The organism is Vibrio navarrensis (genome assembly GCF_015767675.1).
Taxonomy (GTDB): Bacteria; Pseudomonadota; Gammaproteobacteria; order Enterobacterales; family Vibrionaceae; genus Vibrio.
This window is the reverse complement of sequence record NZ_CP065217.1, coordinates 219,473-241,800: the sequence shown is the minus strand read 5'-3', so window position 1 is coordinate 241,800 and position 22,328 is coordinate 219,473. Positions and strand designations below refer to the sequence as shown.

The 22,328-nt window shown below is 44.1% G+C and carries 17 protein-coding genes; 8 read left to right on the top strand and 9 right to left on the bottom strand.

The features are described from left to right. Positions 1 to 101: 101 nt before the first annotated feature. From I3X05_RS01085 to I3X05_RS01075, 3 genes are all read right to left on the bottom strand, one after another. Positions 102 to 2,675 (bottom strand): S8 family serine peptidase, encoded by a 2,574-nt coding sequence (locus tag I3X05_RS01085; protein WP_337970896.1) that lies wholly within the window; start codon positions 2,673 to 2,675, stop codon positions 102 to 104. Positions 2,676 to 2,883: 208 nt separating this feature from the next. After that, positions 2,884 to 4,953 carry a hypothetical protein gene (locus I3X05_RS01080; protein WP_337970895.1) on the bottom strand — a complete coding sequence of 690 codons (2,070 nt, stop codon included), beginning with the start codon at positions 4,951 to 4,953 and terminating at the stop codon, positions 2,884 to 2,886. Positions 4,954 to 4,970: 17 nt separating this feature from the next. Beyond that, the gene (locus I3X05_RS01075; RefSeq protein WP_193158163.1) at positions 4,971 to 8,210 is read right to left on the bottom strand and encodes a carboxypeptidase regulatory-like domain-containing protein; all 3,240 of its coding nucleotides are present in this window, start codon (positions 8,208 to 8,210) and stop codon (positions 4,971 to 4,973) included. Between the two features lie 272 nt (positions 8,211 to 8,482). On the opposite strand from I3X05_RS01075, the gene rfaD reads away from it, so the two are divergent. The 5 genes from rfaD (at position 8,483) to waaA (ending at position 13,804) form a co-directional block, all read left to right on the top strand. Continuing rightward, positions 8,483 to 9,424, top strand: a complete 942-nt coding sequence (gene rfaD / locus I3X05_RS01070) for an ADP-glyceromanno-heptose 6-epimerase (RefSeq protein WP_193158162.1) — start codon at positions 8,483 to 8,485, stop codon at positions 9,422 to 9,424. A gap of 246 nt (positions 9,425 to 9,670) precedes the next feature. Further along, the gene (lpxM, locus tag I3X05_RS01065; RefSeq protein WP_045569380.1) at positions 9,671 to 10,666 is read left to right on the top strand and encodes a lauroyl-Kdo(2)-lipid IV(A) myristoyltransferase; all 996 of its coding nucleotides are present in this window, start codon (positions 9,671 to 9,673) and stop codon (positions 10,664 to 10,666) included. 110 nt (positions 10,667 to 10,776) lie between these two features. Further along, positions 10,777 to 11,499: a glycosyltransferase family 25 protein gene (locus I3X05_RS01060; protein WP_045569379.1), complete on the top strand. Its 723-nt coding sequence runs from the start codon at positions 10,777 to 10,779 to the stop codon at positions 11,497 to 11,499. Further along, complete coding sequence (gene waaF, locus I3X05_RS01055) at positions 11,493 to 12,551, top strand: lipopolysaccharide heptosyltransferase II (protein ID WP_319024129.1); 1,059 nt, start codon at positions 11,493 to 11,495, stop codon at positions 12,549 to 12,551. Before I3X05_RS01060 ends, waaF begins: the two co-directional genes overlap by 7 nt. Beyond that, positions 12,545 to 13,804, top strand: coding sequence for a lipid IV(A) 3-deoxy-D-manno-octulosonic acid transferase (gene waaA, locus I3X05_RS01050; RefSeq protein ID WP_045569377.1), 1,260 nt, complete (start codon positions 12,545 to 12,547; stop codon positions 13,802 to 13,804). Before waaF ends, waaA begins: the two co-directional genes overlap by 7 nt. A 49-nt stretch (positions 13,805 to 13,853) precedes the next feature. Here waaA and I3X05_RS01045 read toward each other — a convergent pair whose 3' ends face one another. From I3X05_RS01045 to I3X05_RS01030, 4 genes are read right to left on the bottom strand one after another with little or no spacing between them, the layout of a single operon-like run. Continuing rightward, positions 13,854 to 15,476, bottom strand: coding sequence for a hypothetical protein (locus I3X05_RS01045; RefSeq protein ID WP_045569376.1), 1,623 nt, complete (start codon positions 15,474 to 15,476; stop codon positions 13,854 to 13,856). Next, a complete protein-coding gene (locus tag I3X05_RS01040; protein WP_045569375.1) occupies positions 15,473 to 16,207 on the bottom strand; it encodes an SDR family oxidoreductase in 735 nt (244 codons plus the stop codon). The genes I3X05_RS01045 and I3X05_RS01040 overlap by 4 nt, the downstream gene beginning before the upstream one ends. A gap of 3 nt (positions 16,208 to 16,210) precedes the next feature. Next, positions 16,211 to 17,494 carry an FAD-binding oxidoreductase gene (locus I3X05_RS01035; protein ID WP_045569374.1) on the bottom strand — a complete coding sequence of 428 codons (1,284 nt, stop codon included), beginning with the start codon at positions 17,492 to 17,494 and terminating at the stop codon, positions 16,211 to 16,213. Continuing rightward, the gene (locus tag I3X05_RS01030; RefSeq protein ID WP_045569373.1) at positions 17,478 to 17,891 is read right to left on the bottom strand and encodes a GtrA family protein; all 414 of its coding nucleotides are present in this window, start codon (positions 17,889 to 17,891) and stop codon (positions 17,478 to 17,480) included. The genes I3X05_RS01035 and I3X05_RS01030 overlap by 17 nt, the downstream gene beginning before the upstream one ends. A gap of 46 nt (positions 17,892 to 17,937) precedes the next feature. Between I3X05_RS01030 and I3X05_RS01025 the strand changes: the two genes are divergently transcribed. The 3 genes from I3X05_RS01025 to I3X05_RS01015 are packed head-to-tail and all read left to right on the top strand — an operon-like array spanning position 17,938 to position 20,164. Continuing rightward, positions 17,938 to 18,789 (top strand): decaprenyl-phosphate phosphoribosyltransferase, encoded by an 852-nt coding sequence (locus I3X05_RS01025; protein WP_045569372.1) that lies wholly within the window; start codon positions 17,938 to 17,940, stop codon positions 18,787 to 18,789. Positions 18,790 to 18,806: 17 nt separating this feature from the next. Further along, a complete protein-coding gene (locus I3X05_RS01020; protein WP_045569371.1) occupies positions 18,807 to 19,223 on the top strand; it encodes a divergent PAP2 family protein in 417 nt (138 codons plus the stop codon). A gap of 5 nt (positions 19,224 to 19,228) precedes the next feature. Then, on the top strand, positions 19,229 to 20,164 hold the full coding sequence (locus tag I3X05_RS01015; RefSeq protein WP_045569385.1) for a lysylphosphatidylglycerol synthase transmembrane domain-containing protein: 936 nt from the start codon (positions 19,229 to 19,231) through the stop codon (positions 20,162 to 20,164). Positions 20,165 to 20,172: 8 nt separating this feature from the next. On the opposite strand, the gene I3X05_RS01010 is transcribed toward I3X05_RS01015, so the two are convergent. Together I3X05_RS01010 and I3X05_RS01005 are read right to left on the bottom strand one after the other, a co-directional pair. Further along, the gene (locus I3X05_RS01010) at positions 20,173 to 21,327 is read right to left on the bottom strand and encodes a glycosyltransferase family 61 protein (RefSeq protein ID WP_045569370.1); all 1,155 of its coding nucleotides are present in this window, start codon (positions 21,325 to 21,327) and stop codon (positions 20,173 to 20,175) included. Between the two features lie 66 nt (positions 21,328 to 21,393). Then, complete coding sequence (locus I3X05_RS01005) at positions 21,394 to 22,323, bottom strand: glycosyltransferase (RefSeq protein ID WP_045569369.1); 930 nt, start codon at positions 22,321 to 22,323, stop codon at positions 21,394 to 21,396. Positions 22,324 to 22,328: the final 5 nt, after the last annotated feature.

Sequence of the window (22,328 nt, the reverse complement as noted above, 5' to 3'; positions counted from 1 at the left end):
AAAAAGCGCTCTTCCCCGCTCTTCCTAGAACCTAGCAACCTAGGAACCAGGACCGCTTTTCCCGCTTTTCCTAGCAACCTTCTTTCCCCGCTTTTCGCCTTTTACCCCAACACCCACCGCATTACGGCTTTAAACCAAGGGTGCTCTTCTGCCCAGACGACGAGGCGTGGGGACCAGTGATAATACTGCGCCACCAGCCAGTCGCCGCCGGGGAGATTAAGTAATACCTCGTCGCGAAAGTGGCGGTAATAGGCCAGCGTTTGTGGTTGGTCGGCAAACAGAGACGTGGCGAGAAAGCAGCGACTGTCGCTGCGTTTCTCTCCAGCGACCGCAAGAGGGCTGACACTCATTTCGAGCAGAATTTGAAAAGTATCGCTTTGCTCTGCGGCGCTTTGCGCATTGGCGATGGCACCCGTGCTGATGGCGAGACTTTGCCCACGGTTAGTTAACATAACCGCTCTCTCTCCGCTGCTACCGATCACTTTGGCTTGGGTAAACTGATAGTTTGCTTGCTCAGGGCGGATCAAAATGCCGCCTTGCGCAGCGAGCCATTGGCCTGAGAGCAGTATGCGTCCATCGGCAATTTGCTGCGCGCCAGAAAGTTGTGCAGAGGTCAAATCCAGCCGTAGCGACTGCCCTGATAGCGAAACGCCCCAGTTTTCTGCTTCCGCTATGGTAATCAAAGCCATTTGCCGCGCTTCGGTGAGGCGGTTTTTTACCGTGATTTGCCCGGTTTGCGCCACATCGGTTGCAAGGCGAACTCGGTTGCCCACCACCTCGTGCACTAAATTTTGCGTGTCTTCGATGATGGCTAAGTCCACGTTCGTTTCGTCAACAAAAAAGCTCACCCACGCCTCTTGCTGCATCGGCACCGGGCCCACTTGGATGACCTCGCCGACGGAATCTGATGAGCTTTCACTCAGCGGAGAAGTTAGTTCAAACTCACGGCCGCCCACCTCGATGCGATACACCAAGCGCACCTGATAGCTAGCGTCACTGCTGCCTTCGCTATCGAGATACTGATTGGTTATGCCACTCACGCTAGCAATCTTCTGTTTGTAGCTCTTGTTACTGGTACGGTAAATTTGGTACTCGCTGGCATAATCGCTGCCCTGCCAAGTCAGCAGCTGACCACGCTCCATGCTTTGTTGATAGAGATTGATGGGCGCAGGAACATCAGGCAGATACTCAAGTTGCTTCCACTCTCCGCCCGCGCTTTGCCACTCCAGCCAGCCAGCTGGCATATCCCAATCACTAAAAGAGACCAAGCTCTCACTGGATTGCAACGGTGTGAGTGATCGCTCACGTTCTGCCAAAGTACTGTTTTGCGCAGCGCTGCGATAGCGCCAAGCGCTGACTTCGTCTAAGCGATGCCCGGCGAGACGAAACTGACCAGAGCTTCGCTCAATCGACAGCACTTGCGGGTCAGTTGCCGTGATATCGGCAAAATTGGCCACACTGAGCATGCGTCCTTGCCTCACCCGGCTAACCAGTGACGCGCTAGTTTGGCTCTGCTGCACTAAGGCGCTGACGACCTCTCCCGCCGACCAATTGGGGTTTTGTTGCCAAAGCATGGCGCTGGCCGCCGTGACAAATGGCGCCGCCATCGACGTGCCGCTTTCTGTTTTAGTGGCGTTATTCGGCGCTAAGCTGAGAATATGGGTGCCAGGCGCGGCTAAGTCGGCCTTGGCCCAGTTGAAATTGCTGGTGCTGTTGAGCCGTTGGTTTGCGTTGTCCCAGTTAGCGACCGCTAACATCGCGGGCAGTTTGGCGGCAAACTCGGCTGGATAGACATCAAAGTCGTCGCGTTCTAGATCGAGACCCGAGTTACCTGCGGCGACAATTTGAATGATGCCGAGTTGGTCGGCTTCCTTCATTACATCCCACAGCGCTTGCGAGTATTGGGTCACCGTCCAAGAGTGGTTGATGATGTTGGCTTGGTGGTCTATCGCCCAGCGAATGCCCGTCACTGCATCGGCGATTTTCCCGCCGCCTGTGTCGCCTAAAAAGCGGATTGGCATCACTTGTGCGCTGCTGCATGCCCCTTGAGCGCTGCTGTTTTCGCTTGGTTTAGCCGCTAGAATCCCCGTTACATGCGTGCCGTGACCAAACGGATCGCTCATGCTGGCGCTTGGGTTGATCACATCAAAAGGCGCAGAGAAAAGCACATGGCTGAGCGCTGCATGGCTGATATCAACACCGGAATCCAGCACCGCGACACGCATGGCATCGCACTGTCGCTCGCTTGCGCTGAGCTGCGAGAAGCCCGCAATCGCTAAGCCATCTTGCACTTCAGTGGCGGCCTGAGCGGCGCGCAAAAAACCGCTCTTTTGCTGCAAATCGCTTAATGGCTGTGGTTCATCTGGTTGCAACGGCTCCTCAAGTTGCACTGGGTCTTCTAATTGCATTGGTTCTTGCAATTTCAAGAGCGCATCAGGCTCGATATAACGCACTTGGCTATCGGCGAAAAAAGGCAGGAGGTCGGCTTGTTTGACACTGAGCAGGCGGTCTCGATCAGTAAAAGTATACAGCGGCGTTAGGTGCGAAAAACGTTCGCTATACCCGGTGTCACTGATGCGAATTAACCAGCTCTGCGCTAACGCAGGATGGCTAGCCAGTAACGCTGAGCCAAGCAGAGTGAAAACCATAAGAAAACGGCGAAGAAAGTACGGCATCCGTGCAATTCCTGTAGTGAAGATATCCTTTCTATTGATACTCAATTTTTATCTGCTTGATGGATAAAAGCCAAGCGGTATCACGCAAACAGTTCAATAAAAGCCAATGTGAACCAGCGTATTTATCTGCGCTATAAAAAACATCACACCATGCTACGTCGCAGCATGGTGTGATGAAAGCGATGACACGATTAACTCGATATTGGCCTTATTCGACGATCACGCCACCATCGGTGCCGTAATCAATCGCCAGTTCAGAGGCGCTGAGCGTAAACGGTTGCACGCACATGGTTGCCGTGGTGGTGGTGGTGTAAGCCATCACTTCGGTCACAGCTTCCGATACCCCTTCACAGTTTAGTGAGTAGGTATTGATCTGCTGCTCTGAATCCCACTGCGTATCGATGTTGCAGTAACCCGATGAATAGCCCTCTGCGTAGAACACACCATCTTCAAACAGCTCTGGCGTACCATCCCCATTGAGATCAACATTTGCATTAAACTCGGCTTCCAGAGTATTGAGATCGTCAATGGCCGCAAGCTCTAAAGTGTTTCTGTTTTGCCAATTGGTAATTGAATCTCTCATCCATTGAACATCCGCCTCGCTAGCACCATTGGCCAAAGCGGTGTCAATTTCAGCCTGATAATTACTGATATTCAGATTGTTGGTATCAATCTGGCTTTGATGCCCACTACGATAGCTATTGAAGGTTGGGTAGAGATTACTGTAAGCGTTTCGCAACAGCTCGTTGGTTGTCCCTGCGACCCAGCGGCTATTTTCTTCATCCCAACGGTACTGGTTACTGAAGCTCACCTCCTGATTTGTTAGCTCATGACAGCTTTCGCTGGCTTTAACCAACAAGCCCGCTTGCACAGCCACCTCATTGAGTGAGGCATCGAGGTACTGAGCCGGTATTTCGGCACCATCTGATTCCGTTCCCTTTTCAACCACTTCGATGAAGAAGCCATTAATGGTATTGCCACCAACAAACGCGTTCGCGCTGCCTTGCAAGACATCCAAGAAGGTTTTTTCGTAGTTGTTTTGCTCCTGCCAGGTGTGAACATTTAACACCTTGATGCCGGAATCGACATTCTGATTGCGGCTTGGATCCCAATAGGTGATGTTGCCCATATTCCAGCCACTACGTTCCACATCGTCTTCGTCATCACCACTGACATGCGCAACACCCATTAATACAGAGGCGCTCCAGAAGGTGTTCGTCGGCTTATCCTGCTCTTTATCAGTCCAGTCGAAAGAGGAGATTGATATCTCTTTGCTGCCGAGTTCAATGAACGCATTGTTTTCCCCCGCCGCGTACTGCTGGTAGAGCCCAGCAATCGTATCGTGGCGAGACATCCACTCCACCATTTCTTCTGGCTCAACCATATCACCCGTGTCATGGCCATCTTGGTTAGATTGGGGGTGTAGATCGGCCTCACCGGTGCCATCTTGAATTCGCCATACGGGAGCTAACAGCGCCGCAGAGGCTTTGCCGTTGGTCATATTGCCCGTTAACACTTCCACTTCACCATCTTCCAATTTCAACTTGTTACCCAAGTTACCCGAGTAACCATACAAGCTTGGCAAATGCAAACCCAGGATGTTCCCCGTTAGCCCCAGTGCTTCGGCTGGCGTTTGCACGCCTTCGGTTTCTGGATCCCAATCTTTCTCATGGGCTTTATTGAGCAACGAGAGCGCGATAGGCGTTTGTGCAGTCCAAGTGGCAGAGACCCCTTTGAGCGCGACTTGATGCTCACCCTCAGTGAAGGTGACATAGCTGACACTGGTTTCACGTAAAGTACCTTGCGCATCGTAGAAGTGGGCTTCTACGCGGTATTTGCCAGGCATGAGATTCACTGATGCTGTCGGTGATGTGGAGGTGAGTGAGGCCGCCACCGCAAAGCGCTCTTTCATGCCGTTGTTTGGCAACTCATAACATTCCATCTCTTCGTCGCCAACCATCACCGCCTGATTCTGGTTGGTCGGCTTTTCTGAGTCTTGTTGGCAAAAACGGTAAGCTTCGAGTATCTCTTCTGCTTCCGAGAGGCTGCCCACATACTGGTTACGATAAAAATCGATTTCAATTTCACTCGCGCTACCAATCCAGGAAGCACCCGCTTCGGGCGCGGGGAACTTGGCCGCCAGTTTTACCGAAGCGCTTTTCTGATCTTGAGTGGCATCGGGGGACGACGCCACTTGGCTCTCGCCGTTACAGCCAACCAAGCCGATTGCAGCAGCGACAACCACTGCCAATGGTTTAAGTGTGAATAGAGTTTTCATAGTTCTGTCCCTGCCAATTATTCGACAATAATTCCGATGTTTCCTGAAAATTCGAGTACCGAGAAGGCGAGGTTTTGCGTTGTCGCCTGACCTTGGTTATCCGTGACTGTGACGCTGGCTTGATATTCGCCAACCGCTAAGCTTTCGGCTGCAATGCTGGCACTGTTGCCATTGACCGTGGCCGATACGCCCGAGCTAAACGTCCACGCCACTGTTGGAGCGTCGTCGTTATCGTCACTCACGCTGACACTGAAGTTAATTGCATCCGGGTTGGTGCCCGACTCATTCGCTTGCTGAATTCTTGGCGTTGCTGTCAACGAAAGAATTTGCGGCGCTTTGTCTTCGACCACACTCACAGTCAGCTGAGATTCACTGCTCAAACCAACCGCATCGGTCGCTTTTAGCGTGATCACATAGTTGCCTGCGCTCAAACTGTTCGCCGCGATGGTGGCTTGCCGCTTGTCAGCGGACAACGCCAGTGCACTGCTCATGTCTTGACCGCCTTTCGCCATGGTCCAATCCAACGTTAGGCCTGAGTTACCATCGTCATCCGACACTGTCGCCGTGACAATCACCGCTTCACTGTTCGTCTGCCCTTGCAAAACCGTGATGTTGGTGACGCTACTGCTGAGCGCCACTGACGGTGGTTGATTCACCAGCACAGTAAACGCCACCGATTTGCTGCTCACGTTTGGCGTGGCTGCCGTATCGGTCACGCTTAACGTCGCCTGATAACTGCCAACGGGGATGGTGTTGGCCGCTAAGCGAATGGTTTGCCCAGACGCCTCGCCCAGCAAAGAGGTGACATCTTGCTCGTCGCTGTTGACTAGGCGCCAGCTCAGTTGCAGTTGATCACGCGCGGTAAAGTCATCACTCACTAACGCCGCCAGCGTAATCAGTGTCACGTTGTTCTGCCCGTTACTGCCGACAGAGCTTGGGTTAGCACTGAGCACCTCAATCACTGGCGCTTGATCCGCCACCACGTTGAACTTGATGTTGGCCGAGCTAGAGAGCGGCGTGTTGTGATCGTCAGTGATGGTCAGTGTGGCGGTATGTTCGCCAACTTCGACCGCCGCGAGATCGCACTTATCCGTGGTGCCACTGCATTTCCCACTCCATTGATAGCTGAGCGTGTCGCCGTTGCCATCACGGGCAATGGCGGTGACTATGCCCTGGTTACCTTGCTGGACTTTAATCGTTTCTCCAGCAGAGTAGCGGGTGTTGCCGTAATCAAAACCGATGATTTGCGGCGCGATGTTGTCGCTGTCACGCACGGTAATCGGGAAGCGGCGTACTGGATTAGCACTGCCATCGGCCCGGGTTTGTCCATCATCCGCACTGATCACCAGCGTTTTCTCGCCAATCGAACTGAACGTGATGGTCGCTCGCGTGCCACTGCGCTCAATGGTGCAGTTGTCATCGCCTTCGCACTCGATATTGACCGTCACAGCATCCCCATCTGGGTCAGAAACCGACCAACGCAGATCGGCGCTTTCATCGATCTTCATTTGCGATGGCGTGCGCAGCAACGCCCCAAGTAGCGGCGGTTGGTTGGTTTTGGTGAAATCCAACGTCGCTTTTTCTTCGACGCTCGTCACCGTCGCGGGTTTGTTCTGCCCAAGGGCGCTGACCGCCAGCTCACTGTCACACAACACGCTTTGGCTGTAATAACCGTTGGCATCGGTGAAGGCGTAATCTTGGCCACGCGCGTGGCTGATGCGTACGTATTGACTCGCCACTGGCGTGCTGCCATTCGACTCAAAGGTGTGTCCTTCTAACGTACACGCATAAGGGTTGACCAACACCAGTTCGGGCAAATCATTACACCCACCGACGGTGAGAGTGGCTGGCATCTGCACATATTCTGTCTGCCAAGTTTTTTGGTTGTAGACTGGCAGGGACCACAAGGCTCCATTGGTCGGTTCGGCTGAAGTGCCTGATACCAGTGTGTTAATTTTGTATGCGCCATCTTCGATATAGTGCCATTCGGTTCCTCCATCAGGCAGGCGAACGCTGATCTGCCCGTAGAATTTTTCACCGTTTTGGTAACTGACTTTACCTTGCAGACAGATATTGGTATTAACGCCCGCTTTGATCGGCCAGTCCAAGTTGATCCACTGAATCCACTGGTTGGCTTGGCTGATCTCCACCTTAACGTACAGTTGCAACGCTTCTTGGCCCGTTAGGCTAATGACGCCCTGATCGTCAATCGGAATGTCCGTCGTGCTCGTGGCCTGCTCGCCAGCAGAATCATTGGTCAATATGCCGTTACCGACATATTGCCAACCTTGTCCACTGCGATAGACGTAAATCGGGATCTGAATAGAGTCTGTGGTTAAATCAAAATCGCGCTGAATAGTTGGGTAAGAGCCTTTCGGCACCATCATCACAATGGATGGGCTTTCACCGGCCGATGGCTGAACATTGGTCAGTGGTAATGGCTGCTGATTTTCATCAGTTAAACGAATTTGGCTGAAGGTGCTGGAGATCAGGCGATAGCTTTCATCGCTGTTTTGGTTATCAAAATTGACCCCTTGCCCTTGATTATCCGTTTCCCCCTGCCCTTCAAACTCGCCTGGGAAGCTTTGGATATCATTAGCATTACTCGAATCGAAGTAAGCCACTTCACTGTTGATTACATCAACATTCGGGTCGATATTGGCCACTGGAAGATTAAGCGCAAGCTGCACATCTTCATCGGCGGCAGGGGAAACCTCTCCGACCACAACCCGCTGCTGTCCTTGGCTATTTTTCACCAGAGAAAAGCGCAAGCTCGGCACGCCATTGGCCGGTACCACGACAGAACCGAGATCGGAACGTTTGACCGTGTTGACCAGAGCGGTAGCCAAGAGCACATTGACCGAGATTCGATTGGATTGATCGTTAACGTCGATGCTTTTTTCGTTTTCAACAAACCCTGATTTCGCCACTGAAACGACCAAGCGGCTGGCTTTGTGAGCATCAGCTTTGATTTCAGGAACGGAGATTGAATAGAAACCACTGTCATCACTTTCGGTACTCAGTTCAACCAATGACTGACCATCACTGCTTTGGAACTGAAGCGCAACGCTCGATTTGGCGACGGGTTGTCCACTGCTTGATGTCACTTGACCGGAGACGATTTGAGTACTGATGGCACGCACTTGGGTAACTGGGTCGACTGGGTCTGGGCTACTGCCGCCGCCATCCCCGCCGCCACAGGCTGAAAGTGCCGCCGCGATAAGAGTGCTTATTACGGTGCGACTAAAGATTGTCATATTAATCCTACCAATGACTGTATTGATGAATTTGCAACTAGAATGAATGTAGACGATATATTTGCTGAATGGATTAATTATTAGACAGAAAGACTATTTCATGAATATTGCGTAAAAAAATGTGAGGTTGGGATAACTTTGCTGCGACTATCAAAAGTAACGCTCAGTTCACCTGTGTGGCTGCCCTATTTCATCACGGATTTGCCCTGTTTCCTCGTCTGCGCTTTTTCTGCTAAACTCGGAACGCATTTTTAACCTATGGCGGAAGATTTATGATCATCGTAACTGGTGGTGCTGGCATGATTGGCAGCAATATTGTTAAGGCTCTCAACGAGATTGGCATCAATGATATTTTGGTGGTAGACAATCTAAAAAATGGTAGAAAGTTCAAAAACCTGGTTGACCTCGACATCACCGATTACATGGACAGAGATGACTTTCTGACCCAAATTATGGCGGGCGACAATTTCGGCCCGATCGAAGCGGTGTTCCACCAAGGTGCTTGTTCGGCGACGACCGAGTGGGACGGCAAGTACATGATGCTCAACAACTACGAGTATTCAAAAGAGTTGTTGCACTACTGTTTGGATCGCGAGATCCCATTTCTATACGCCTCTTCTGCGGCGACCTACGGCGAAACCTCGGTATTTAAAGAGGAGCAGGAATACGAAGGCGCACTGAATGTCTACGGTTACTCAAAACAGCAGTTTGATAACTACGTGCGTCGTCTGTGGCAAGATGCCGAAGAACACGGTGAAAAACTGTCGCAGATCACGGGCTTCCGTTACTTTAATGTTTACGGCCCGCGTGAGCAGCATAAAGGCAGCATGGCCTCGGTGGCGTTCCACCTCAATAATCAAATTCTTGCCGGTGAAAATCCCAAGCTGTTTGCAGGTAGCGAGCAGTTCAAGCGCGATTTCATCTACGTTGGCGATGTGTGTAAGGTGAACTTGTGGTTTATGCAAAACGGTGTCTCTGGCATCTTTAACTGCGGCACGGGCAATGCAGAGTCCTTCGAAGAAGTGGCCAAGGCGGTGATCAAACATCATGGCAAAGGCGAGATCGAAACTATCCCGTTCCCTGAGCATCTAAAAGGCGCTTACCAAGAATTTACCCAAGCCGACCTAACCAAACTGCGCGCTGCTGGCTGTGATGTCGAGTTTAAGACTGTCGCCGAAGGGGTAGCGGAGTATATGGCGGCTTTAAGGGGCTAGGGGCTAGGTTGCGAGGGACTAGGTTAATAGGTTCTAGGTTTCTAGGGACTAGGTTCTAGGGACTGGGTTCTGGGTACTAGGTTGATAGGTACTAGGTTCTAGGTACTGGGTACTGGGTACTGGGTTCTAGGTTCTGGGTTTTGCTCTTCCTAGGGCCTAGGACCTGCTCTTCCTAGAACCTGCTCTTCCTAGAACCTGCTCTTCCTAGAAACCTGCTTTTCCTATCACCTGCTCTAAAAAATTAGTATGACAACTGAACGAAACGACTTTGACCCTAAAGCGCACAACCCCACCTTTCAGTGGGGTTTTCTTGCGCCTAAATATTGGGGAATATGGCTTGGCCTGATTGTGGGGTTGCCGATTGCTTTGCTGCCCATCCGTTTACAATATTGGATTGCCAGTAAAATCGCTAAAAAGCTTGCCAGTAACCCACCGCGTACTGTGCACAACATCTGGGCCAACTTAACCTTATGCTTTCCGGACAAAAGCGATAATGAGAAAGAAACCATCTTGTTGGAGTGCCTAACCACCGCAGGGGTCTTTCTACTCAACTTTCCGCTCATCACCCTCTTTGGCAAACGCTATTTAGAAAAGAGCTGTTCAATAAACGGTCTAGAGCATTTACAAACGGTCCGAGAACAGGGCCACAACGTCATTTTACTCACGCCACATACTTGGGCGATTGATGTTTTGCCAGTACTGCTCGCCTCAAAAGGCAGCCCCGTGGTGGCTATGGTCAAAGAGCAAAAAAACCCGGTTGGTGATTGGCTGATGCACAGGCAACGGATGCAATTTGGTGGACGCATTTACGAGCGCAGCGCCGGAATAAAACCTTACATGAAATCGGTGCGCGAGGGGTATATCGGCTATTATCTTCCTGACCAAGATCATGGCCGTGAACAGAGCCTGTTCGTCGACTTTTTTGCTACGCAAAAAGCCACCTTACCGGGTTTAGGCAAACTGGCTAAAGTGAGTAAAGCCAAGGTACTGGCTGCCTTTACTCGCCTCAATACCGAAACTGGCAAATATGAAATCACGATTTCTCCCGAGTGGGAGGGCTTCCCAAGTGGCGATGAACACGCAGATGCCAGAGCCATGAACGTCTTTATCGAACAGCAAGTCTCTCGTTATCCAGAACAGTACATGTGGACGTTCCAACTTCTGCGTACGCGGCCCGATCCCAACGAGCCAAGCCCTTACTACAATGAAGATTTAAAGAAACCAGATTGTTTTCACAAATGAATCTCTAGAATTTGTGCAAATACCTTGTATAACATAATCAAATTTACACCTTTTTTATTTTTATAAGCTATTAATTTTCAAAGAGGTGTTAACTAAAATTGGAACAACTAGTGAAAGTATTCGTTGTAAGCCTCACTCGCTCAATTGAGCGTAGAGAAAGAGTTCAAAGGTTACTTGATCAAGAAGGCGTCGATTTTGAGTTTTTTGATGCAGTCGATGGCTCTTTACCTAATTTTACTCACTCAGAAAAAAGCAGAGAGAGGATCACTCGAGCTCGCAAAGGTTATCAGATGCATGAAAACGAACTAGCTTGTTTTGCTAGTCATTATGAAGTTTGGCAACACTGCATCAAACTCAATGAAGCCATTATTGTTCTTGAGGATAACGTTGACCCTGTAGGGCCAATAAAAGAAGTTCTTACATCCGCATTTGCTCAGATAAATTACTATGGTTATATAAAACTTTCTGCCACAATAAAACAGACCTTCCATAAGATAATTTCTTTGGTCAATGGTTATGATCTCGGAGGCTATTCATCTGGAACTTGTGGTACCACTGCCTATATAATATCTCCCTCTACCGCAGAGCTCTTCGTGAAAAACGCCCAAACTTTTCTTGAACCCGTAGATGATTACATGGAAAAACCATGGAGACACGGCGTGCAAGTCTATAGCGTTTATCCTGATCTCTTTTCTCGAGCGAAAGTGATGTCAACTATAGGTAGTAAAAGAAAGGATAAATCCCAAATGACATTGTTCAATAAAATCTATGCGGAGTTTTTTAGAACTTACGAATCGATTTTGCGGTTCATATCCTGGAAAAACAAATCATGAAGATCTTAGTTATTGGCCCTTCATGGGTGGGCGATATGGTGATGTCGCAGTCACTTTACACGACACTTAAGCAGCAACACCCTGATGCGCTGATTGATGTGATGGCGCCAGGCTGGTGTAAACCTATCTTAGAACGCATGCCCGAAGTGAACCGAGCAATTGAAATGCCGCTTGGCCACGGGGAGTTTAACTTGCTGGGCCGTCGTGAAATCGGTAAGTCGCTACGCGAGTTTAAGTACGATCACGCCTACGTTTTGCCTAACTCGGCCAAATCGGCGCTCATTCCTTGGTTTGCCAATATTCCTCTGCGCACGGGCTGGCGCGGTGAGCTGCGTTATGGCCTGCTCAATGATTTACGCCCTAATAAAAAAGCCTTCCAGTATATGGTCGAGCGCTACGTGGCGCTGGCTCATCCGCGAGCGCAAATGGTCGATTCCGCCTCGCTCGGCGGCCTGGAAACGCTGCCTCGTCCTAAGCTGTCCATCGATGTCGATGCGCAGCAACAAACGCTGGCGAAGTTTGCGCTTTCGACCCAAAGCAAAGTAATTGGCCTGTGTCCTGGGGCGGAGTTTGGCCCGGCCAAAAAATGGCCAGAAAACCATTATGCTGAAGTCGCTCATGTCATGTGCCAGCAAGGCCATCAAGTATGGCTGTTTGGCTCGCAAAAAGATCTCGACACATGTAAAAGCATTAAACAGCGTGTGCCGAGCGAGTATCATGCTCAAATCCAAGTGTTAGCCGGGCAAACCAGCCTTATCGAAGCGGTGGATCTGCTGGCGGCTTGTCACACGGTAGTGAGTAACGATTCAGGCCTGATGCACGTCGCCGCGGCGGTTGGTTGTAATGTCGTGGCGGTGTATGGCTCGACCTCGCCGAAATACACTCCACCGCTGGCCGAAAAGGTCGAGATTGTGCATACCGACATTGAATGTCGCCCCTGCTTTAAACGTGAGTGCCAGTATCAGCATCTCAAATGTTTGTCGGAACTGACACCCAAGCAAGTGTTAGACAGCATTCGTAAATTGGATGCCATTGCGGTGAGCGAATGTTAGTGCGGCTGCTCTATACGCTGATTCTGGCTCTAGCCGCACCTTTGCTACTGTTCGGCTTGTATCGCAGCAAAGCGAATAAACCAAAGTTTGGGGCGCGCTGGAAAGAGCATTTCGGTATCACGCCTAAACTTGATGGGCAAACGAGACCACTGTGGATCCATGCCGTCTCTGTCGGTGAAAGCCTCGCGGCGATTCCGCTCATCAAAGCCATCAAAGCGCAAACCCCAGAGCAACGGATTGTCGTGACCACCACAACCAGTACCGGCGCAGAACAAATCGCAAAACTGGGTGATTTGGTCGAACATCGCTATATGCCGATCGATTTTGCCTTTGCAGTGCGCGGTTTTCTTAAAGCGGTCAATCCCGCCAAGATGCTGATCATCGAAACCGAGCTGTGGCCCAACACCTTAGCCACCGTGCATAAAGCCAATATTCCGATTATCGTGGTCAATGCTCGTTTATCAGAAAAATCTCAGCGAAATTACGCCAAAGTGCAGCCGCTATTTAACCTGCTCCATCCATGTTTGAGTAAAGTCCTTTGCCAATCCCAAGCAGACGCGGATCGTTTCGCCAAGCTTGGGGTCGCGACAGAGAAGCTCAGCGTCACGGGTTCGATAAAATTCGATATCCATATCTCTGATGAGATCAAACGTAAAGGCGCTGAATTGCGCGCTCAGCTTGGCCAAGACAGACCTATCTGGATAGCCGCGAGCACCCATAAAGGTGAAGATGAACAAGTGCTAGATGCTCATAGACAAGTGTTAGAAACGCATCCCAATGCACTCTTGATATTAGTTCCCCGCCACCCTGAGCGTTTCGATTCGGTGTTCGAATTGTGCCAAGCACAAGGGTTTGAAACGATAAGGCGCACGCAACAGCAAAACGTTACCGACTCGACTCAAGTTTACCTAGGCGACACCATGGGAGAGATGTTGGTCTTGCTAGGCGCAGCTGACGTCTGTTTTATGGGCGGAAGCCTAGTTGGCAACAAAGTCGGCGGGCATAATGTGTTAGAGCCAGCAGCGTTGGGAGTGCCAGTCATTACCGGGCCGAGTTTCTTTAATTTTAAGGAAGTAACCGAAAGCTTAATGAAAATTGAGGCTATAGAAAAGATTGGAAATCAGAACGAGCTTGGAAAAGCAATTCTTATTACAATTAGAAACACCAATGTGAAAGCTGAAATAGCTAATCGAGTTAAAATATTCATGATGAAAAATTATGGAGCAATAGTTCGTACTCTACACGAATTATAAAATGGTAGACCTATATTTCCTTAGAGCTATGCCTACCATTTAATTTAATTTAATTTAATTTATAGACATGGAAATAATTTTTCTTTTCAACTGGCTCGTAGTGATTAATTACATAATCACTCACCGTTGAATAAAACTTGCTTCCTGGCTCACCTATTGGATTACCGATAGATCGAGTTTCAATAAAAACATACTGCACTCGACTTTTAAGCTCTTCAATCATTTCAATAGGTGGCATAGTTGATTCAACATCCATTGCCCAGTCAATAATATATGGATTCTTAGCATCGACAAGGTAATGAGATAAAGGCATTGATGGTAAAACTGTTAACTGACTCACATCATATACTTTAAGTAATGATACATATTCTTTATGTTTCTCATATGTTTCAAAATCCGTTTTAATATACTGTGCCTTTGGGTAAATATCACCCATATTATAATTAAGCTTAGAAACAAAAGAGTCTCTATATGGTGACAACATTTGTAGCATAAAAATAAAAGCACTAATCTGGATTGCGGCAATTAAATGTTTATTAAATTTCCCACTCTTTGTGCTATAAAAGTACACTAGGGAGACCAAAATAGGAGTAAAATAAAGTGTAGGTGTATTAGCACCCCAACTTACACTAGAAGACCATGAAAGAGAAAAAAATAATATAAGCAATGCATTATCTTTTAATTTCTTTCTTAAAAAAGAATCGTAAATTATGTAAAGAAATGCATAAAATGGAATAATCCAATCTAATTTCGTACTGCGAAAATTTATACTTTGGCTAAACGAAAGATCTTTATACAGCTCTAAAAGCATAAACACAGGAACAATAAAGAATGAAATATAAAAAATTCTTAGGCCAAACTTCTTATCTACAAAAAAAAGCAACAATGACAATGATATAAAAATAATCGCATTATCCGATGACGCTGACTTTATATATGGGTAAATACTTGATGAATATATGTCGGAAATGCTTGTCTTTGACGAAATAGCATCGAAGTAAACATCACCGAAACCTAGAAATTTTATAAACAAAAAGGCAGAAGAAATGATGAACAGATTTAATCCAATGTATTTTGCTGTAGTTTTTAGACCATGAACAATAAAAACAAATAAGAATGAAAGAAAAAAAGTTGCCAAGAAGTTTTGTTTACATAAAACTCCGAGGAAAAGGAAGAAAGATGCAAAAAATAAAGAGCAAATTTCTTGATTACTACGTATTTGAGAAATGAAATACAAACCAATCGATTGATAGAAAATTCCATCTATCGTATGCCAAATCATATAATAACTTAAAGATGACGTTGCAATTATATATCCGGCTATAGCCACTCTATATTTAAGTATATCAGTAACATTTAAAAGATATTTTTTCTCTAAGGCAAGAAGAGTTAACCAAACAGAAAAAAATAATTGTAGTAAAGGTACTATTTTCAACGTAAACAACTGAGAAAAATCTGGAAAAACTTTCACTATCAAAGCGGCATGCACAATCGACATAAATGGCCGAACATATGAAAAATCGACATAGGGTATTTCACCATTCGCAAAACGCCAGCCTAAGCCCATTAAGAAACCGGTATCCGCATCTTCAAAACCATATCGGCCAAAACTAATCAAAAGAAAAATTGGTAAAAAGTAGAAAAAATACTTAGTTAAGTTCTTATGTATCATAATTTAATCTTATTAAAAATACTCTGTGGGATGACTTTAATAACAAACATAATTAGTTGCCAAAAACCAGGAACATAGTTTCGTCTAGAACGACAATCTATACGTTTGACGATAGTTTTAGCAACTTGACTTGGTTTGGACCACAATATACCTTTTACGAATAATTCCGTCATAGGCGTATCAACAAAACCAGGTTTAATATCAAGTATATGTACATCATTTTTACTCAAACGCTGAGCCAACCCCTGAAGAAATGTAGATACCATTCCTTTTGCAGCACCATACACATAATTCGATTGACGCCCCCTGTCACCTGCAACACTAGATATCACGACAATACTTCCGGAACCTTGCTTTTCAAACCTATTCGCTAAAAGCGTTAGCAACGAAATGACACTCGTTCCATTAATTGCAATTTCCTTTAAAGTTATTTCAACATCATTTTGACAAGCTTCTTGGCTAGGTAGACTACCATGTGCGATCACACAAACATCTATTTTATCAGCCATGCTAAATACTTCATTTACCAATTCAATATGTTGAGTGTATTCTAATGCAGAGAAATATAATGTACTAACCGCATTTGCTCCTCTAACCTTAAGATCATTGGCTATCATTTCAAGCTTATCTTCATTTCTCGCGAGCAATATAATATGTTCTGCTTTTGAGACATAACACTTTGCAATTTCTTCTGCAATAGCAGATGTCGCACCAAAAATGACTACATTCATTATTTATAACCCAATTCTTATTGATTGAAGTGAAATATAATTATTTTTACAATTATATTTTTCTCTGACTGATTGAAACTCTTCCCAACGAGGATAACTAGACTTAAACATCTCTTCGCTCATGCGAACATCTTTTGAAAGATACAATCTACCTCCAAACTCTCGTACAATAATATCAAACTCATCGAGTATGGAGAAAATGTTATCATCTATTTTAAAATCTAAGGCTAGAGTGTATCCTTTCATTGGAAATGAAAGTGGGTTTTTATTTCCATCACCAAAAACTTTCAACACAGCTAGGAAGGATCCTTGTTTCGATTCTGCTATTTTTTTTAAAATACTAGTTAGACCTTCTAAACCTGCACTATATGGGATAACAAATTGGTATTGCGTAAAGCCTCTTTTTCCATACATCCGATTCCAATTATTAATACCATCTAAGGGATAGAAAAATGGATCATAGTGAATAGTATTTTCCACTTCATTTTTAAGAAGCCTATGGTAATAAACGAAATTAAACGCTTGAATAGAATACTTATTGAGCGAAAAAGATGGAAAATTAAATGGTATTGTTAATGGACTCTGAGAATGAACAGACAAGTTCCCTTTTGAAGCATGTTCACCGAGCATAAGTATCGAGCGGCCTAATGATTTCCCCGTTGCTAAACAATCTATCCAAGCAACTGAATATGTTGCATCTTGATGTTCTTCGAACAAACTCAATATAGTGCGTAGATTCTCCGCTCTAATTATTTTTTGTTCAATATATGCACTTTCTATTTTTTTAAGCTTAAATGATGCTTCAATAATAATTCCAGTTAAACCCATCCCACCGCAGGTGGCGTGAAAAAGGTCTGCATGTGAGTATTTATCACAATAAATCAATTCATCGCCTATAGATAATAATATTGACTCGACATGATCAGAAAAACTTCCCTCAGTGTGGTGATTTTTTCCATGAACATCACTTGCTATTGCACCACCGACTGTAACAAATTTAGTTCCGGGAGTAACCGGCAGGAACCAGCCTTTGGGCACGAAAACTTCTAGTATCTCAGCTAATGTTACACCTGCATCACATGTCAAAATCCCATCATCGGAAAATGAAGAAAATCTGTTTAGCCTTTCAGTAAGTACTACGTTATCGCCTAAAGCACTATCGCCATAACTACGCCCCAAACCTCTTGCTATAAGAGGAGATGCATCCACACATGTTTGGAGTCTTTCAATGTAATGACTGCAAGCATTAATCTTTGGGTAATTACCCCAACTAGTTAGTTGTTTCATTTTGATACCTTACAAAAACGAATTTTTTGTCTAAGTAATATTTAGTCATGTATCCAATGGACAAGCCGAGAACAGCCCCTAAGTAGCGCATCTCTTTGGTTTCAAACCAATGATAAAATGCCCATTCAGCTAGCCAAAAAATCAACGTTGTCAAAACACCCATCGTACTGTATAACATGAACATTTTTGCGTCTTGAGCATGACTATCAACTTTAAAATTGAATATGTACTTTTTATCAAGAGCATATTTAATGACTAATCCTACTAGCGTACCCCAGAACATACTGTGTGCAAGCCGATAAATTCCATGATACAGCTGATATGATATTTCTTGTGCTAAAAGGTTGGCAAATGTCGCCAAGCAGGCAAAAATAATATAAAGTACAAGAATCTTCATTCACACGTATTCCCAATAAATTTTACAGTCACTGATCATAGCTAAAATGAAACCAAAAATCTCTATCCTCGCTATCATTAGATTGATGCGTCCTAAACAGTGGGTGAAGAACACATTCGTTCTTGCTCCTCTTGTTTTCTCAGGAACTTTCAATTCCATTACATCAGTGGTAGATGCCTTACTTGCGTTTACTTTTTTTTCTCTTGCTTCATCAGCGACTTATGTCTTAAACGATTACAACGATATTGAAAGCGATCGACGCCATCCGGTCAAGCGTTTCCAGCGACCATTGGCTTGTGGTGAAGTGACTAAGACGCAAGCACTTATTTTGATGGTACTATTGTACACCTCTGTATTTATGTCTGGATTTGTCAATTTTCAATTATTGACAATCATTTTTGCTTACTTACTACTCAATATCGCTTATACGTTTTATCTGAAACATCAACCTGTGTTAGATATTTTTACTATTGCTTTGGGGTTTGTATTTCGCGTTTATGCAGGCGCTATCGCTATTGATGTACCTCTTTCTTCATGGATGTTTATTACGACTTTGTCGCTCGCACTTTATCTAGCGGCAATAAAAAGAAGACAAGAACTAGTTAAAAGCGGTGATAGTGCTAGAAATGTATTGAAACAGTACTCTCTTGCTCTTATAGATAAATACGCCGAGATGTCAGCGACTTGTGCTCTGCTTTTCTATAGCCTTTATATATTATCCGATAAACCCCAACTTGTTTTCACTATCCCCTTTGTCATCTTTGGCATCTATCGTTACTGGTTTGTGGTTGAGTCAAAAGACGAAGGTGAATCTCCTACCGATGCCTTATTTTCAGATAATCAATTACAGCTTACAATATGTGGTTGGATTATCGCCTGTGCGTATACAATGATTTAGTTTGAGAGTAATTAACTATGGATCTAAGCTATCTTATTACACCGTTTTGGGCATGGCTTCTCGCTGGTTGTACAAAATTTGTCATAAATTCAGCTAAAGAAAAGCGTTTAGCATTCGATTTAATAGGCTATGGTGGTCTACCGAGTAATCATACCAGTATTGTCACCAGCGCTGCAGCTATTATCGCATTTAAAGAAGGTTTTCATAACCCTGCATTAGTTGTTGCTATAGCCCTTGCCTTTATTGTCACTCTAGATGCAAATAGCTTGAGACAGAAAGTAGGGCTGCATGCTCAAGCGATCAACAAATTAAATCAAGACAACCACGCACACATACGATTAAGAGAAAAAATGGGACATACACGAATTGAGATCTTTTCTGGTATTTTAGTCGGAATTTTCTCAGCTTGGTCCATAACACTCCTTTGGACATGATTTTTATGTTTCCAAAATCTTATGCCGCTCACATCAAGAGAATCTATTTATTACTGGCTATTGTATTTGTTATTTATGGTTTTAATACCGTTCTTGAGGACTCTGCGTCATTTTCAATCGAGAATATTTTTTTTACGTCTTACCTTGAATTTTTCTTGGCAGTAGCACTTTCACTTTCAAGTTATTTACTTAGAACGATACGATGGCTATATTTTATTTTACGGTATAAACAGGAATATCAATCAAAATACTTCCACTCTTTAGTTTATTTATCTGGCTTTGCGTTTACAATAACTCCAGGTAAAACCGGAGAACTAGTCAGAGGTATTTATTTAAAACCTCTAGGCATACCATTGACATATACTACAGCCTGCTTTATTTCAGAAAGAACCTGTGATTTATTTGTAGTCGGATTATTAGCTAGCTTAGTATTATTCAGTTTAGATATGCAAGCTCTCCCCTTATTTTTTATTATCATACTATCTTTTTTTTATATTAGTATCTATAATGTGGAAAGAATTCCATTCTTTAAATCAAAAAACAATCTACGGGTTTTATTTCAGAACATAAAGGATAACTTAAAAGTAAAAAAACTATTCACTCCTTTATATTTAACAGCAACGGCATGGATATTTCAGGGATTGGTGTTGGTTGTTTTTGCAAATTATTTAGAGGTAGATATATCTAGTACAATGCTGATAAGTATTTATTGCTCTGGCTTAATCATTGGTGCTTTATCTTTAATGCCATCAGGTATTGGTGCAACTGAGCTTGGTATCTTGTTTCTTTTAACACAGTTAGGCGTTTCAGAAAAGGACGCTATCTTGCTATCGATTGGTAGTAGAGCTTTTACGCTTTTACCAGCTTTAATTTTAGGATTACTTTGCTCATTAATCCTTTCTATAAAAAAGCGCACTAGACAACTTCACTCTTTTAAATAACCCTACCCTTACTCTATTAATGAAAGGCACTTATCGAGAATGTCGATATCGATAATATAGTCACTATGTATATCAGAGCAAGTGACAGACTTAATAGGAATTAATTCTAGGGTATTGCCAGCGAATCTGGCTAATGTAGAGAATGTTGGAAAATTCTCAAATCCGAAAGGCAGCCAAGATATCAATTTTGTACCCGGACGACAGAAAATCACATTCGTCCATGCTGCTCCAGAAGCGCCTAGTATCACTAGAGCACTATTGAATAACTCAGCCTGCTTATATATAGTTAAATTCTCAGGATAAACGACTTCAAATCCGTATTTTTCAACCAAATTTATTACTTCTTTTTGGTTATACTTTCTTACTCTAGATTCGGATCTTGCCAAGAATATTTTACGACGATTGCTTTGGCGATTTTTATCAACCGATAGAATAGAATTCACTAGTCTTTCTATAGTGTTGTTCCTTATATAGCAGTCAGATGTATCCATCACTCCTTTCTTTCTATTATATAGTGTGCAGTTAATGTTTGAAATTGAGTACAGTTTAGATACTTTAATTCTTTCATTACTTTCAACAGGAATGAGATTTAAACTATGCTTTCTGCTAATTGAGAGTAGTAACTCTCTTATTGATGATGAATCGAAACAGCATCTACTTATTATTATATTATTTGTTAAATATCTTTGATTATCTATAAACTCATATAACTTGGGTAAGACTTCTATAATAAAATGATAATAATTAAAGTCTCCATTTGATAAGAGACTTAATGCAATATCAATTTCTTTTGTCTTTTGGGTTTTCTTGATTATAGCAAGACTTTGACTGTGGGCTTTGATCAATCCTGTAGTGTAATCTTCATAATCCTGCGCCAAATTCGAGAATTTTTGTATATAAACCATTCCATTTTCAATTATTGCATTACTTGATGCAAAGATCTCAACATTTCTCCACTCTGAAAGAGTAACAGCCGGAGCCTCAACAGTAAGCGGAACTTGCATTCCAGGAGAATAGACACTCACTTTTTTTCTATTAGCGATCTGTATGTTTTTTCTAACATTTGAATCGATTTCATAAAATAGATTTATCTTGTAAAGATCATACTTATAAATACCAAATATGTATTTTTTATATATGCTTAAAAAATCTATAATTTCCATCAAGCTTATTTTTTTCAAAAGGCACCAAATAATATTAATTTTACTTTTCCAGAAATATACTAAAGTTCACTTTAGACGTCTAAGTACTTTTAATGCCACTTTGTAGTTACCCGTCTTTACTAAATAGCCGAATATCGATAAATACAATTTAGAATGCGTAAAAGGAACATTAGCCATAAATTCAGCAGCTAATATTCTTTTTTTAATAGCCGCTACAACATCATTAGCATTTTTTCTTTGAGCATCGAGTAGGTTCATGCTCAGGTCTTGTCGTTCACGCTGCGCATTAATCACGGTGTTTTGATATTTTTGCTCTCGCGTTTCGGTCGCAAAAGTTGAAATACCACCAAGCCGATATTGGATCCACTTTTTATGTTCGTAATGGATGCCATTGAGTAAAAAAGCGCGCAGTACATTAATCCTGTCTTCATTGATTATGTCTTTACGATAAGGCTCAAATTCATCAATGACATCTGACGTGAAAGCAGCACAACACCCATCAACAATACATTTTCTATTGATGATATTCTTTAATGTGTAAGGTTTTCTATTAGGATTAATCAACTCAAAGGGAGTGACAATTTCACCCTGTTCTGAAATGACATCATAACTTCCTATGATCAAACTCGGTTTGCCATTTTTAATCCAAGCTTCATAGGTTTCTTCAATCCGGTATGGCAAGGCAATATCATCTCCCGCCTGTACAATGAGCAACTTACTCTTGTATCGACCACGTAATGAATTGATTTGACTGACTAAACCAATATTTTTTTCATTATGACGGTAGTCAATTTTTAACCCCTTGGGGGCAGATTCTAAGATGCCTAAAATCTTCTCGTGGCTATCATCTGGCGAGCAGTCATCCAAAATCAATAACTGACTTGGCCATACCGTTTGGTTCAACGCGGAGGGTAATGTTTGATCTAAATAAATTGATTGTTTGTAGCAAAAGAAGACGTAAACGACGTCTTCTAATACTTTAACATTATTTTGCATTATTC